Consider the following 14,069-nt stretch of genomic DNA (forward strand, 5'->3'; position numbering starts at 1 on the left):
TTCGCTTCACAATCCGTTAAAACAGTATTTATGTAACTGACGTTACATGTCTAGTGAATTTTCCGCAGCGTCCGTGAAGCCCCAAAATGGGGCGAGATGCCCGTGTAGCAAGGGCTACACGTCTGTCGATCATTCGTGTAGTCCATCGCCCATGGCCGTGTCAGACATTGCCGCTTTGTTGAGGGTGGTCAATTGAATGGTGTTGCCCTGAGCCCTCCGGTTTACGGCACAATTGCTGCCCTGTCGGCACTTCGCCGGGTGTTTTTTTACCTTCTGACCGAGTGACTCATTGTGCAAGCCACCCGTTTGACCTTGATTTGCCATGCCAGAACCGTCTCACAGAAATTGGCGCGTTTTCCTACGAACGAAGCTGTTGAAGAAAGCGCAGTAGCGTCTGACTCGCTGGCCGCTCGGTTCGAGATGTCACGCCGTTTGATTTGTGGCCCGGAATTGCGCACGCGTCAGACGGCTCAATGGTTCGGTGATGATGCGCAGGTTGATGAGGCCTTGCGCGATTGCGACTGGGGGCGTTGGCACGGGCAGTCGATCAAGGACCTGCAGCGCAAAGAGCCCGAAGCGCTGCAAGCCTGGCTCGAAGATCCCGCCGCTGTGCCCCATGGCGGAGAGTCGGTGGCACAACTCGGTGAGCGAGTGGCCGCATGGCTGGCAACCCTGCAAACCACGCCGGGTCATGTCGTGGCCGTCACGCATCCGTTCATTATTCGTGCGGCGCTGATGCAGGTCCTGCAGGGCCAGGCCTTCCACAGCATCGATGTCGAGCCGTTGGCGGTGGTCGAGTTGAGTTTCTTCGGACGCTGGCGGCTACGCTTGCCCGGTATCGACCTTGAAGGAGACCGTACATGAAACGCTTGCTGGTCATCGGCATTGGCGCCGGCAACCCGGACTACATCACGATGCAGGCGGTGAAAGCGCTGAATCAGGTAGACGTGTTCTTCCTGATGGACAAGGGCCAGAGCAAGGACAAGCTGATCGACCTGCGTCGCGAAATCTGCGAGCGCTACATCACCGATCCTGCGTACCGTTTCGCCGAAGCCCACAGCCCGGAGCGCGAGCGCGGCGATGTGGACTACAGCGCCAGCGTCGATGATCTGAACCGCGCCAAGCAGCAAACCTTCGAACGCTTGATCAATGACGAATTGGCCGACGGGCAGTGCGGCGGTTTTCTGGTGTGGGGCGATCCGGCGCTGTACGACAGCACCATTCGCATCCTCCAGGCGATTCTGGCTTCGGGGCTATGTGCGTTTGAATTCGAAGTCATTCCGGGGATTACCAGCGTTCAAGCTTTGGCGGCGCAGCACAAGGTGCCGCTGAATACCATCGGCCGCTCGATTGAAATCACCACCGGCCGGCGTCTGGCGGCGGGGCAGGTGAGTGATACCGACAGCCTGGTGGTGATGCTCGACGCCGAAGATTCCTACCATCGGGTGGCGGATCAGGAGACAGAGATTTACTGGGGTGCCTACCTCGGCACGCCGGATGAAATCCTCATCAGTGGCAAGCTCAGTGATGTTGCCGATGAGATCGAACGGGTGCGCAAGGCTGCCCGGGCCGAGCATGGCTGGATCATGGACACTTATCTGTTGCGCAAGCCTTGATCTCACGACCAAAGCGCTCGCGATACACCGACGGCGGTACCCCGATCACGCTGCGAAACGCCACGCGAAAGCTTTCCACCGAACGATAACCGCAGCGCTGGGCGATCTGCTCGGTGTTCTGCGGTGTGCTTTCCAGCAACTCCCGGGCCCGGGCCAGACGCTCGTGTTGCAGCCAGGCCTTGGGTGACTGGCCGCTGGCTTCGGTAAATTTGCGCAGGAAGGTGCGTTCGCTCATCGCCGCTTCGCTGGCCAGGTCGCGCACTTCCAGCGGTTCGTGCAGGCGCTCGCGGGCCCACTGCATCACGCGCGACAAGTCGCTGCGCGGGGTCGGGCTGACCGGTGTCGGAATGAATTGCGCCTGACCGCCGGTGCGTTGCGGCGACATCACCAGCCGCCGCGCCACCGAGTTAGCCACCTGAGTACCGAAATCCCGCGCCACCAGATGCAGGCAGGCGTCGATCCCGGCCGCACTGCCGGCTGAAGTGATCAACTGACCTGAATCGACGTAAAGCACATCAGGATCGACATCGATGGCGGGAAAGCGCTCGGCCAGTTCTGATGTGTAGCGCCAGTGGGTGGTGGCGCCATGCCCGTCGAGCAGGCCGCTGGCGGCCAAAACAAAGACGCCCGAACAGATCGACAGCAACCGGGCGCCACGCGAATGGGCATCACGCAATGCTTCGAGCAATGCCTCCGGCACCGGCGCGCTGCGGTCGCGCCAGCCGGGAATGATGATGGTGCGCGCCTGCGCCAACAGTTCCAGACCGCCATCGGCCAGCACCTGAATCCCGCCCATGGCGCGCATCGGGCCTTGATCGACAGCGGCGATGCGGTGCTCGTACCACGGGAATTCGAACTCCGGCCGGGCGAGGCCGAAGATCTCGACGGCGATGCCGAACTCGAATGTGCAGAGGCCGTCGTAGGCCAGAATCGCGACCAGTCCAGGTGAATCAGGCATTTGGCGGAAAATTCCCGGTGAGTGTCTTGTGCGCCACTGTAGCGGCAAGCGGCGGCTCGATAAAGTCTGTTTATCCCTTCACAGACGTAGGAGCAACACAACATGCCCAGCCTGGTTCGCGAAATTCCTGCCGCCCCTTCGGCGATTGCCCTGATGCACTTCAGCAACCGTCTGACTTTCGAAACCGATTGTTCCGACGTCTTCAACAGCCAGGAGGCCGGCGAGGTCGATTTCGTGCTGGTGGATGTGCGCGGGCCGCTGGCCTTCGAGCACGGCCATGTGCCAGGGGCAATTAACATTCCCGGGCGTTTGCTGACGGCGGAAGGGCTGGCGGACTACTCGAAAAACACCCTTTTCGTGGTCTATTGCGCGGGGCCGCACTGCAACGGCGCCAACAAGGCCGCGGTGAAACTGGCGGTGCTGGGTTACCCGGTCAAGGAGATGATCGGCGGGGTGACCGGCTGGCTCGATGAGGGCTTCGAATTGAGTGTTGCTGCACCGCGAGCCGCCACTAACCCGATTGCCTGCGATTGCTGATATTCAGTGAGTTGCCGCCCTCGGCGGCAACTTTTAATGGCTTTGTCCTACAACCCTTGCACCGCTCTGGCGCACACTATTCCTACGTGATGGCACTCGCCGATTTTCTGTAAGTATTTGTCGCTTAAACACAATTTGCCCCGTGCGCGCCGCCATAGACTGCCGGCCACTTCGGTTTCTTTGCGCTCCATAGCCCAAGGCCGAACCTGACAATCGAAAGCTGCCAATAAAAGCCTCCGCACACGGGAGTAATAAATGAAAAAGCTGGTTATGTTCGGTGCCTTGGCACTGTCGATGTTGTCCCTGACCGCCGTGGCCGAAGACGCCAAACCGATCCGTATCGGTATCGAAGCCGGTTACCCGCCATTCTCGATGAAAACCCCTGACGGCAAACTGGCCGGTTTCGACGTGGACATCGGTGATGCGCTGTGTGAGCAGATGAAAGTCAAATGCACCTGGGTCGAGCAGGAATTCGACGGCCTGATCCCGGCGCTGAAAGTGAAGAAGATCGACGCGATCCTGTCCTCGATGACCATCACTGACGATCGCAAGAAAAACGTCGATTTCACCATCAAGTACTACCACACCCCGGCGCGCTTCGTGATGAAGGCAGGCTCCGGCGTGAAGGACCCGCTGGTCGAACTCAAAGGCAAGAAAGTCGGCGTGCTGCGTGCCAGTACCCACGACCGCTACGCCACCGAAGTGCTGGTACCGGCCGGGATCGAGCTGGTGCGTTACGGCTCGCAGCAGGAAGCCAACCTGGACATGGTGTCCGGTCGTATCGACGCGATGCTGGCCGACTCGGTCAACCTGAGCGACGGTTTCCTGAAGACCGACGCTGGCAAAGGCTTCGAATTCGTCGGCCCGACCTATGAAGACGCCAAGTACTTCGGCGGTGGCGCCGGTATTGCCGTGCGTAAAGGCGATACCGAGCTGGCAGAGAAATTCAACACTGCCATCAACGAAATCCGCGCCAACGGCAAGTACAAGCAAGTGCAGGACAAGTACTTCGACTTTGACGTGTACGGCCATTAATACGCCGTAGAAAAAAGTGGCCCCGTTGACGCGGTGGCCACTTTTTTTTCGCCTGTGATTTATCCTGTCAGCACATTTTCAATGCAGTCGCTGTCTGGCAGCGACTACAGAATATCCGGAGTTCCCCATGCAACGCATCGATCATGTTCTGCCCTGGAGCCACCTGGGCAGCGAACGTTCCCTCAGCGTCTTCCGTTACGGCGCCGGCCCGCGCAAGGTCTACATCCAGGCCAGCCTGCACGCCGATGAGCTGCCGGGCATGCGCACCGCGTGGGAACTGAAAAAACGCCTGAGCGAGCTGGAAAACAACGGCCAGTTGCAAGGCGTGATCGAACTGGTGCCGGTGGCCAACCCGATCGGTCTCGATCAACATCTGCAAGGCAGTCACATGGGCCGTTTCGAACTGGCGAGCGGCAAGAACTTCAACCGCTCCTTCGTCGAACTCAGCGCCCCGGTGGCCGCGCGCATCGGCAATCAGTTGGGTAACGACGCCGAGGCCAACATCCGCCTGATCCGCCAGACCATGGGCCAGGTACTTGACGAACTGCCGGCCCCGGCTTCGCAACTGGAAGCGCTGCATCGCCTGTTGCTGCGCCACGCCTGTGATGCCGACGTCACGCTGGATCTGCACTGTGATTTCGACGCGGCGATTCACATCTATGCGTTGCCGCAACACTGGCCGCAGTGGCAGTCCCTGGCCGCGCGCCTGAAGGCTGGCGTGGCGCTGTTGTGTGAAGACTCTGGCGGCAGTTCGTTCGATGAATCGTGTTCCACTCCATGGTTGCGTCTGGCGCGGATGTTCCCGGCGGCGGCGATTCCACCGGCCAACCTCGCCACCACCCTAGAACTGGGCAGCATGGGCGACACCCGGGTCGATCAGGCCCAGGCCAATTGCGAGGCGATTCTGGGTTTCCTTGCCGAACAGGGCTTCATCAGCGGCGAATGGCCGAAAGCGCCGGACGAATGCTGCGAAGGCATGCCGTTCGAAGGCACCGAATACCTGTTCGCCCCGCACCATGGCGTGGTGAGTTTCCTGCGCAATGCCGGCGAATGGGTGGAGCGCGGTGATGCGCTGTTCGAAGTGGTCGATCCATTGAAGGATCGCGTGACCACCGTACGCGCCGGCACCAGCGGCGTGCTGTTTGCCATCGACCGTGGACGCTACACCCAGCCGGGCACCTGGCAGGCGAAAGTGGCGGGGCGCGAGCCGATTCGCGCGGGCAAGCTGATCAACGACTGATGACCCCAACTTCCGGATCACAGTGTTAGGCTCTGCCACGAACCCTGCACTGTGTGAAGGAAGGCTTATGTTGAAGGTGTTTGCTCTGCTGACCCTGCTGGCGTCCAGCGCCGTCCATGCTCAAACCTCGCTGCAAACCGATCTGCCGTTCAACTACCTGGCTCAGGTTCACCCGGACGCCGAACAGCGTCCGCTGGTGGTGTTCCTGCATGGCTATGGCAGTAACGAAGCCGATCTGATCGGCATGAAATTTCAGCTGCCCAAGCAGTACAACTACCTGTCGGTGCAGGCGCCGATGGCGTTGGGGGAAGGGCGTTTCCAGTGGTTTCGCAAGAAGGGTGACGGTGCCTACAACGGCGAGACCGATGATCTGAAGGATGCCAGCCAGAAGCTGCGGGCCTTTATCGCTGCGGCGGCGCAGAAATATCACGCGCAACCGGACAAGGTGTACCTGATCGGTTTCAGCCAGGGCGCGATGATGACCTACGAGGTTGGATTGCGGCAGCCGGCGGCGGTCGGTGGCATTGCCGCGTTGAGCGGGCGGGTGTTGCCGGTGCTCAAGGGTGAGCTGAAGTCAGCGCAACAGCATCCGCCGCTGGCGATTTTCATCGGCCATGGCACGGCGGATGACCGCGTGCCTTACAGTGGCGCCACGGCCGCCAAAGATCTGCTGGAGAAGCTGGATTACAAACCGCAATTTCATGCCTATCCCGGCGTCGGCCACAGCATCAGCGCGGCCGAGCTTCGGGATTTGAACGACTGGTTGCAGCGACTCAATCCGTGAAGATCATTTTTCGCTGAGGATGGTTTTCACCAGCGCATCGTGACCGCTCTTGTCGCTGGCCCGGGAAATCACCTGGACCAGCGCCATGTGCGTGCCGGAGCCTGCGATCAGCGTGGTGTTGAGGGTCTGGCCGCCGCCCTGGGTCGCGGTGCTGTCCACCTGGCGCAGGCCGAGGCCGTTGCCTTTCTGGGTCAGGCTTTTCTCGCTGAGCTTGTTGAAGTCCGGCAGGGCCTTGCGCTGGGCGTCGATGAAATCGGACACGGTGCCGTCGAGGAACGCACTGTCGTTGTCCTTGACGTTGTTGCCTTCGGGAATCTGGTTTTCGGCGGTGATGACCACCGTCTTGGTCGCGTCGTTGGTGAACATCGTGCCCTTGGCACCGGTCGGGCCGGCCGGCAGCGGGTCGCCGACAAAGCCTTTGGGCAGGACAAAACTGAACTTGCCGTCGAGCATCGAGACTTTCTCGGTGACAGCCTTCTCTTTGGCCTTGGCTGCCTGAGCATCGAGGGCGCCGAAACCGGCCACCGCCGCCAGCAACAGGACGACGGCTTTCTTGCTAAGCAATGACATTCGAATCTCCGAGGGATGGTCGCGCTTGGGCGGCGATCATCCCACGGAGCACACCTGGCACTCCAGAGCGGTTTGTCCGGGCGGGTTCAGTTCGTCGACGGCGCAGGCGCCGGTTTGGCCAGCAACTGCCGGGTGACGCCCAGCATCGCCACCGAAACGGCCACCGCCACCACGAAGCCGCCGAAACCGAGACTTGGAACAGTCAGCGCCAACACCAGACAAAACGCCGAAAACGAATACATCCCCGTGGCTGTCGCCCGTAACAATGCAGCGGTAAACGCCGGCCCCCGCGTCTGCTGGGAAAACACCGCCATCACGCTGCCGAGCACCGGGAACACCGCGAGCAATCCGCTCCAGCGCTCGCCGACGGTGCTGGCCAGCATCGTCACCACCAGCGTCAACGCCGCGCCGGCAATCATCCGCCAGACCAGTTTGTCCGACTTCGGCGCCGGCCCACCAACCACCGGTTGCACCTTGGGAAACAGGTACGGCGCGGCAAGGAGGGCGGTCGCAGCGGCAGCGATGGAGAAGGGCAACGACGCCGGAATCAGCGACAGGATCAACGCCAGCACGGCCCAGACCGATAAGGAAACCAGCAACGCCAGCGGCCAGTTCGCCCGCTGCGCCACCTGCGCATAGGTGACGCAAAACGCGATCATCGCAAACATGGCCGACAGCGCCGCGACCGCCGATTGCGCGGCAAACGCCGGCCCTTGCTCGATTGCGAGGAAAAACAGAATCGGCCCGACCACCACCGGCAACCCCGACAGCCACCCGGCGACGCTGGGCCCCCAGCGCTTGCCGGCCAGGGAAATCAGCAGCAGGAAACCGGGAATCAGCAGCAGTTTGAGGATCAGCACGCAGGTCTCTCCATCGGGTCAATGAGGGCCACGTTAGCATTGTCGTGAATGGATTGCTGCAAGTGCATGCAGAACATGTATACAAAGTGCCGGGCGTGATCGCCGACTATGCTCTGACTATCAGGGTTTACCGGAGTCGATGCCGCGATGAGCAGAACACCGAAGGTGTTACGTGGATGCTGCGGAATCGGCTTGTGGGCGCTGTTGCTGACGCCGACCTGGGCCAGTTGGCAGGACGCGGTGCCCGGCGCGCAGATCATTGGCACCGGGGATTTCAGTGTGTTCGGTTTCGACGTCTACAACGCTCGGCTGTGGAGTGCCGCGCGTCCGCTGGCCGACGGCCAGCCCTTCGCTCTGGAATTGATCTACCGGCGCAATGTGTCCCGTGAAGATCTGGTCAAGGCCAGCGTCGATGAGATCAAACGCCTGGCGGGTTCCTCCATCAGCCCGGCGCAACTGGCCGTGTGGCAAGCGCAGATGCAGCAATCGTTCGTCGATGTGCAGGCCGGCACGCGGATTACCGGGGTGTATCTGCCGGGGCAGGGCGCGCGGTTCTTTGTCGGCCAACAATTGCAGCATGAGATTGATGACCCGCTGTTCGCCCGGGCATTTTTCAACATCTGGCTCGATCCACGCACGCGCAATCCCGAACTGCGTCAGCAATTGCTCGGCACTGCCAAACCCTGAGCGCAGCACATCTGCTCTTGGGCGCGTCGACTGAAACGTCTAAGCTGCGCCTTTCGACTTGTTTCTGGATGTGTGCGTGAAATTCAGCTTGCCCAAAATCGCCACCGCGCCGTTCTGTCCGCCGGAAGTGGCCGGCAGCGTCCCGGTTGATCCGAATGCCTCGTTCTTCAAACGCGTGCTGCGTTTTGCCGGCCCGGGTTTGCTGGTGTCGATCGGCTACATGGACCCGGGCAACTGGGCCACTGCCATCGAGGCCGGTTCGCGTTTCGGTTACAGCCTGTTGTTTGTGGTGTTGCTGGCGAGTCTGGCGGGCATGGTCGTGCAATGCCTGTGTTCGCGATTGGGCATCGCCACAGGACGCGATCTGGCGCAGTTGTCCCGCGAACGCTACAGCACCCCGACGGCGCGGTTGCAATGGGTGCTGGCGGAAATTTCGATCATTGCCACTGACCTTGCGGAAGTGCTCGGCTGCGCACTGGCGTTTCACTTGTTGCTGGGCTGTTCGCTGACCTTCGGCATCGCCCTCACGGCGTTCGATACATTGCTGGTGCTGGCTCTGCAAAACCGTGGCTTCCGCAGGCTGGAAGCGATCATGCTGGTACTGGTGGGCACCATCGGCGTGTGCTTCTTCGTCGAGTTATTGCTGATCAAACCGTACTGGCCGGACGTCGCCCAAGGCTTCAAACCGTCACTGGCGGCCATCAGCGATGCGGCGCCGCTGTACCTGGCCATCGGCATCCTCGGCGCCACGGTGATGCCACACAACTTGTACCTGCACACCTCGATCGTACAAACGCGGCTGATCGGCCAGGATCTGGCGAGCAAGCAGGACGCGGTGAATCTGGCGCGCATCGACACCATCGGCTCGCTGGCGCTGGCGTTGCTGGTCAACGCGGCGATCCTGATTCTCGCCGCTGCTGCGTTCCATCAAACCGGGCACTCCGATGTGGTGGATATCCAGGACGCCTACCACTTGCTCGATCCGCTGGTGGGCGGCGCGCTGGCCAGTGTGCTGTTCGGCGTAGCGCTGCTGGCGTCGGGGCAGAGTTCAACGTTCACCGGCACCATTGCTGGCCAAGTGATCATGGAAGGCTACCTGAACCTGCGGATTCCCTGCTGGCAGCGGCGCCTGATCACCCGTGGGCTGGCGCTGATTCCGGCGTTCATCGGCGTGTGGCTGATGGGCGACGGCGCGGTGGGCAAGTTGCTGGTGCTGAGTCAGGTGGTGTTGAGCCTGCAATTGCCGTTTGCCCTGTATCCGCTGATTCGCATGACCAACGACAAACAGCTGATGGGGCCGTTTGTGAACCGCTTGCCGACCCGGATACTGGCTTGGGGACTGTTTGTGGTGATCAGCGGCGCCAATGCCTGGCTGATTCTTCAACTGGCCGCCTAACGGCCGAAGGCATCCACCACAAAATCAATGAACACCCGGGTCTTGGCCGGCATCAAGGTGCGGCTCGGGTAGTACAGCGAAATCGCCCCGGCATCGCATTGCCAGTCCGGCAACAGCCGCACCAGTTCACCACGCTCGATCTGCACGCTGACATCGGGCAACACCAGCATCGTCACGCCGAGGCCCAGCAGCGCAGCCTTGCGCATGGCCATCGGATCGTTCAGCACAATATTCGGATTGAGCAGGGCGCTGGTCTGTTCGCCAGCGTCGTTGTGCATTTGCCATTGGCGGATGCGTCCTGTGCGCAGGCCACGCATGACAATGCCCTGATGATCGGCGAGGTCTGTCGGATGCCGGGGCAGGGTGCGTCCGGCCAAATACGCCGGTGACGCCACTGCCAGTATTTCAGCGGATGCCAGTCGCCGGGAAACCACCCCGGGCGTCAGCTCGAACCCGCCGCCAATCGCCACGTCGTAGCCCTCGGCGATCAAATCCACCTGGCGATTTTCGAAATGCCATTCCGGGCGGATCAACGGATAGCGCGCCAGAAACTCCGGCAGCAGCGGCAGCATGTGATCGATGCCGAACGTCGGCGGCAGGCTGATCTTGAGCACACCCGCCGGCTCGCCGCGCTCGGTCGTCACCGTCGCAATCGCGGCCTGCAAGGCATCAAGGTTGCCGCCGATACTCGCCAGAAAACCTTCACCGGCTTCGGTCAGCGACAGCTTGCGGGTCGAGCGCTGAAACAGCCGTACGCCGAGGTTGCGTTCAAGGATCGCCACGTTGCGGCTGACCGCCGCCGGGGTCAGTGCCAGCAACCGTGCTGCGGCAGAAAAGCTGCCGGTCTCGGCGCTGCGGACGAAGGATTCGAGATTGGCGAGGGTTTCCATGATTCCGGCCTGATAGCGATGCTTGAAGATCATTCAAGGCATTACCGGCTAATCAAGTGGGAATGGCAAGCGCAAGATTCGTTTCGAGTCTTACCAAACCTTCTGGAGAACACCATGAGCACTATCGGAATCATCGGCGCTGGCGCCATCGGTTCAGCGTTTGCCAAAGCCTTGTCGCGTCAGGGTATCCCGTTGGTCATCGCCAACAGTCGCGGGCCGGAGACCTTGGCCGATCTGGTCGCAGAACTCGGCCCGACCGCTCGCGCCGTCACCCGTGAAGAAGCCGCCGCCCAGGACATCGTGCTGGTCGCGGTGAACTGGTCGAAACTGCCGACGGCGCTGGCCGGGCTGCCGGACTTCGGCGGTCGGATCGTCATCGACGCCAACAACTCGATTGAAGCGCCATCGTTCAAACCGGTGGACTTGCAGGGGCGGCCGTCCAGCGAAGTGTTCGCTGAATGGGTGCCGGGTGCGCGGGTGGTCAAGGCGTTCAACCACTTGCTGGCGCGTTTGCTGGAAGCGGATCCGGCGTCGGAGGGCGGCAAGCGTGTGCTGTTCCTGTCCGGAGATGATGTGCAGGCCAAGGCTGAAGTGGGTGCGCTGATCGATCAGATCGGCTTCTTCGGGATCGACCTGGGCGAGTTGAGCGTGGGTGCGCGCCTGGTGCAGTTCCCGGGTGGGCCGTTGCCGGTGCTGAATCTGGTGAAGTTCGCCTGACGCTCAGGCAAAAAAATACCCGGTGCGACGTGAGTCGTACCGGGTTTGTTGCCAACGGGCAGTGGATGTCGTGGATCTGCCGCCCGCTGTTGAACCTCTTTTGCGCTTACGCGCGTTCCAGCGCCAGGGCCACGCCTTGACCGCCGCCGATGCACAGGGTCGCCAGACCCTTTTTCGCATCACGCTTGATCATTTCGTGCAGCAGGGTCACCAGCACGCGGCAGCCCGATGCACCGATCGGGTGACCGAGGGCGATGGCGCCGCCGTTGACGTTGACCTTGTCCAGATCCCATTGCAGATCCTTGGCCACCGCCAGGGATTGCGCGGCGAAGGCTTCGTTGGCTTCGATCAGGTCCAGTTGGCCGATGTTCCAGCCGGCCTTGTCCAGGCAGCGGCGAGTGGCCGATACCGGGCCGATGCCCATGATCGCCGGATCAACGCCGGCGTTGGCGTAGGCGGCGATTTTCGCCAGCACTGGCAGGCCCAAGGCTTTGGCTTTTTCGGCGCTCATCAGGATCACGGCGGCGGCGCCGTCGTTCAGCGACGAAGCGTTGCCGGCGGTGACGCTGCCGTCCTTCTTGAAGGCCGGGCGCAGTTTGGCCAGGGATTCGGCGGTGGTGTCGCCCCGTGGCTGCTCGTCGACCTTGAACGCTACTGGATCGCCTTTGCGCTGCGGAATCAGGATCGGGGTGATTTCATCGACAAATCGACCGGCCTCGATGGCGGCAGCGGCTTTCTGTTGCGAGGCGGCAGCGAAGGCGTCCTGCTGCTCGCGGCTGATCTCGTACTTCTCGACCAGGTTCTCGGCGGTGATGCCCATGTGGTAATCGTTGAACGCGTCCCATAGGCCATCGCTGATCATGGTGTCGACGATTTGTGCGTGACCCATGCGCAGACCGGTGCGCGCGCCCGGCATGACGTAGTTGGCCAGGCTCATGTTTTCCTGGCCGCCGGCAATGATCACGTCCGCGTCGCCGCAACGGATCGCCTGCGCGCCGAGGTGCAGGGCCTTGAGGCCCGAGCCGCAGACTTTGTTCAGGGTCATGGCGGGTACGGCGTGGGGCAGGCCGGCCTTGATTGCCGACTGGCGCGCCGGGTTCTGGCCGGCGCCGGCGGTCAGCACCTGGCCCATGATCACTTCATCGACCTGGGCACCGTCCAGACCGGTCTGCTCAAGCAACTGGCGGATGACCGCTGCGCCCAGATCCACGGCGGAAACGGTGGCCAGCGATCCCTGGAAACTGCCGATCGCGGTACGCGTGGCGGCAACAATGACGACGTCTTGCATTTTCGAATTCCTCACTCGGCAGCGAACTGCATTTCCGGTACGTGATCCGGGACGATCAGTTTACCAGCGGTTTTGGCGACGATTTCCTCGACGCTGACGCCAGGTGCGCGTTCCTTGAGGACAAAAGCGCCATTTTCGATTTCCAGGTACGCCAGGTCAGTCAGCACACGCTTGATGCAACCGGCGCCGGTCAGCGGCAGGCTGCACTGGCTCAGCAGTTTGGACTCACCGTCCTTGGACGCGTGGGTCATGATGACGATGATGTTGTCGGCACCGGCCACCAGGTCCATCGCGCCGCCCATGCCCTTGACCAGTTTGCCGGGGATCATCCACGAGGCGATGTTGCCCTGTACGTCCACTTCGAAGGCGCCGAGCACGGTCAGGTCGACATGACCGCCACGTATCATCGCGAAGGACTCGGCAGAGTTGAAGATCGAAGCGCCGATGCGCGCCGTCACGGTCTGTTTGCCGGCGTTGATCATGTCGGCGTCGATGGTGTCTTCAGTCGGAAACGGGCCCATGCCTAGCAGGCCGTTTTCCGATTGCAGCATGACTTCCATGCCTTCGGGGATGTAGTTGGCGACCAGGGTCGGGATACCGATGCCGAGGTTCACGTAGTAGCCGTCCTGCATTTCGCGGGCGACGCGTTGAGCCATTTGTTCGCGGGAAAGTGCCATGTTCTTGTTCTCCGTCAGCCTGGATTATTTGCGGATGGTGCGTTGTTCGATGCGTTTTTCGAACGTGCCGCAAATGACCCGGTCGACGTAGATGCCGGGGGTATGGATCTGCGACGGATCCAGCTCGCCGGGTTCGACGATTTCTTCGACTTCGACCACGGTGATCTTGCCGGCGGTGGCGGCCAGCGGGTTGAAGTTCTGCGCGGTGTGACGGTAGATGACGTTGCCGAAATGGTCGGCTTTCCAGCCTTTGACGATGGCGAAGTCGCCGGTGATGGACTCTTCCATCAGGTACTTGCGACCGTGGAATTCACGCACTTCCTTGCCTTCGGCGACCGGGGTACCGACGCCGGTTGCGGTGAAGAACGCCGGAATGCCAGCGCCGCCTGCACGCATTTTTTCGGCGAGGGTGCCTTGCGGGGTCAGGACGACTTCGATGTCGCCCTTGAGCAGTTGCTCTTCGAACAGTTTGTTTTCGCCGACGTAGGAGGCGACCACCTTGCGGATCTGGCGATCGGTCAGCAGCACGCCGAGGCCGAAGCCATCAACACCGCAGTTGTTGGAGACGACGGTGAGGTCGCGGGTGCCTTTGCGTTTGATCTCGGCGATCAGGTTTTCCGGAATGCCGCACAGGCCGAAGCCGCCGGCGATCACGGTCATGCCGTTTTCAAGGCCTGCCATGGCTTCCTCGTAGGAATACACGCGCTTGTCGAAACCTGCCATATGCACCTCTTTTATTGTTTGTCGGGCGGCTGGCTAGCCGAATGACTGGAGTGTCTCGCTGGGGGATATATTTGTTAAGTTGATTTTTAAG

General features: G+C 61.4%; 16 protein-coding genes. 9 read left to right on the forward strand and 7 right to left on the reverse strand.

The window, feature by feature from the left end; translation table 11 throughout:
* Nucleotides 1-291 precede the first annotated feature (291 nt).
* Together IF189_RS10675 and cobF are read left to right on the forward strand one after the other, a co-directional pair.
* On the forward strand, nucleotides 292-864 hold the full coding sequence (locus IF189_RS10675; protein ID WP_192553250.1) for a histidine phosphatase family protein: 573 nt from the start codon (nucleotides 292-294) through the stop codon (nucleotides 862-864).
* On the forward strand, nucleotides 861-1,616 hold the full coding sequence (gene cobF / locus IF189_RS10680; RefSeq protein ID WP_134827340.1) for a precorrin-6A synthase (deacetylating): 756 nt from the start codon (nucleotides 861-863) through the stop codon (nucleotides 1,614-1,616). Before IF189_RS10675 ends, cobF begins: the two co-directional genes overlap by 4 nt.
* On the opposite strand, the gene ftrA is transcribed toward cobF, so the two are convergent.
* Nucleotides 1,585-2,574 (reverse strand): transcriptional regulator FtrA, encoded by a 990-nt coding sequence (gene ftrA, locus IF189_RS10685; RefSeq protein ID WP_192553251.1) that lies wholly within the window; start codon nucleotides 2,572-2,574, stop codon nucleotides 1,585-1,587. The two genes, cobF and ftrA, sit on opposite strands and share 32 nt — an antisense overlap.
* Nucleotides 2,575-2,676: 102 nt before the next feature.
* Here ftrA and IF189_RS10690 point away from each other — a divergent pair, with 102 nt between their 5' ends.
* The 4 genes from IF189_RS10690 (at nucleotide 2,677) to IF189_RS10705 (ending at nucleotide 6,170) form a co-directional block, all read left to right on the forward strand.
* Nucleotides 2,677-3,111: a rhodanese-like domain-containing protein gene (locus tag IF189_RS10690; protein ID WP_134827338.1), complete on the forward strand. Its 435-nt coding sequence runs from the start codon at nucleotides 2,677-2,679 to the stop codon at nucleotides 3,109-3,111.
* A gap of 255 nt (nucleotides 3,112-3,366) precedes the next feature.
* The gene (locus tag IF189_RS10695) at nucleotides 3,367-4,146 is read left to right on the forward strand and encodes an ABC transporter substrate-binding protein (RefSeq protein WP_007956251.1); all 780 of its coding nucleotides are present in this window, start codon (nucleotides 3,367-3,369) and stop codon (nucleotides 4,144-4,146) included.
* A 127-nt stretch (nucleotides 4,147-4,273) separates the two neighbouring features.
* On the forward strand, nucleotides 4,274-5,386 hold the full coding sequence (locus IF189_RS10700; RefSeq protein ID WP_134827337.1) for a succinylglutamate desuccinylase/aspartoacylase family protein: 1,113 nt from the start codon (nucleotides 4,274-4,276) through the stop codon (nucleotides 5,384-5,386).
* A gap of 67 nt (nucleotides 5,387-5,453) precedes the next feature.
* Entirely contained in the window at nucleotides 5,454-6,170 is a 717-nt protein-coding gene (locus IF189_RS10705; RefSeq protein WP_192553252.1) for an alpha/beta hydrolase, read from the forward strand.
* A 3-nt stretch (nucleotides 6,171-6,173) separates the two neighbouring features.
* On the opposite strand, the gene IF189_RS10710 is transcribed toward IF189_RS10705, so the two are convergent.
* Together IF189_RS10710 and IF189_RS10715 are read right to left on the reverse strand one after the other, a co-directional pair.
* Nucleotides 6,174-6,740: a hypothetical protein gene (locus IF189_RS10710; RefSeq protein ID WP_192553253.1), complete on the reverse strand. Its 567-nt coding sequence runs from the start codon at nucleotides 6,738-6,740 to the stop codon at nucleotides 6,174-6,176.
* Between the two features lie 86 nt (nucleotides 6,741-6,826).
* Entirely contained in the window at nucleotides 6,827-7,600 is a 774-nt protein-coding gene (locus IF189_RS10715) for a hypothetical protein (RefSeq protein ID WP_192553254.1), read from the reverse strand.
* A gap of 147 nt (nucleotides 7,601-7,747) precedes the next feature.
* On the opposite strand from IF189_RS10715, the gene IF189_RS10720 reads away from it, so the two are divergent.
* Nucleotides 7,748-8,287 (forward strand): chalcone isomerase family protein, encoded by a 540-nt coding sequence (locus tag IF189_RS10720; RefSeq protein WP_134827333.1) that lies wholly within the window; start codon nucleotides 7,748-7,750, stop codon nucleotides 8,285-8,287.
* Between the two features lie 76 nt (nucleotides 8,288-8,363).
* Nucleotides 8,364-9,683 (forward strand): Nramp family divalent metal transporter, encoded by a 1,320-nt coding sequence (locus IF189_RS10725; protein WP_134827332.1) that lies wholly within the window; start codon nucleotides 8,364-8,366, stop codon nucleotides 9,681-9,683.
* On the opposite strand, the gene IF189_RS10730 is transcribed toward IF189_RS10725, so the two are convergent.
* Entirely contained in the window at nucleotides 9,680-10,573 is an 894-nt protein-coding gene (locus tag IF189_RS10730) for a LysR family transcriptional regulator (protein WP_134827357.1), read from the reverse strand. The two genes, IF189_RS10725 and IF189_RS10730, sit on opposite strands and share 4 nt — an antisense overlap.
* A gap of 114 nt (nucleotides 10,574-10,687) precedes the next feature.
* Between IF189_RS10730 and IF189_RS10735 the strand changes: the two genes are divergently transcribed.
* The gene (locus IF189_RS10735) at nucleotides 10,688-11,290 is read left to right on the forward strand and encodes an NADPH-dependent F420 reductase (RefSeq protein ID WP_192553255.1); all 603 of its coding nucleotides are present in this window, start codon (nucleotides 10,688-10,690) and stop codon (nucleotides 11,288-11,290) included.
* A 106-nt stretch (nucleotides 11,291-11,396) separates the two neighbouring features.
* Here the strand turns inward: IF189_RS10735 and IF189_RS10740 are convergent, their stop codons facing one another.
* From IF189_RS10740 to IF189_RS10750, 3 genes are read right to left on the reverse strand one after another with little or no spacing between them, the layout of a single operon-like run.
* Entirely contained in the window at nucleotides 11,397-12,578 is a 1,182-nt protein-coding gene (locus IF189_RS10740; protein ID WP_085733159.1) for an acetyl-CoA C-acetyltransferase, read from the reverse strand.
* An 11-nt stretch (nucleotides 12,579-12,589) separates the two neighbouring features.
* Entirely contained in the window at nucleotides 12,590-13,255 is a 666-nt protein-coding gene (locus IF189_RS10745; RefSeq protein WP_085613539.1) for a CoA transferase subunit B, read from the reverse strand.
* 24 nt (nucleotides 13,256-13,279) lie between these two features.
* Entirely contained in the window at nucleotides 13,280-13,978 is a 699-nt protein-coding gene (locus IF189_RS10750; protein ID WP_085708698.1) for a CoA transferase subunit A, read from the reverse strand.
* Nucleotides 13,979-14,069 lie beyond the last annotated feature (91 nt).

The organism is Pseudomonas sp. IzPS59, from assembly GCF_014863505.1.
GTDB lineage: Bacteria > Pseudomonadota > Gammaproteobacteria > Pseudomonadales > Pseudomonadaceae > Aquipseudomonas > Aquipseudomonas kribbensis.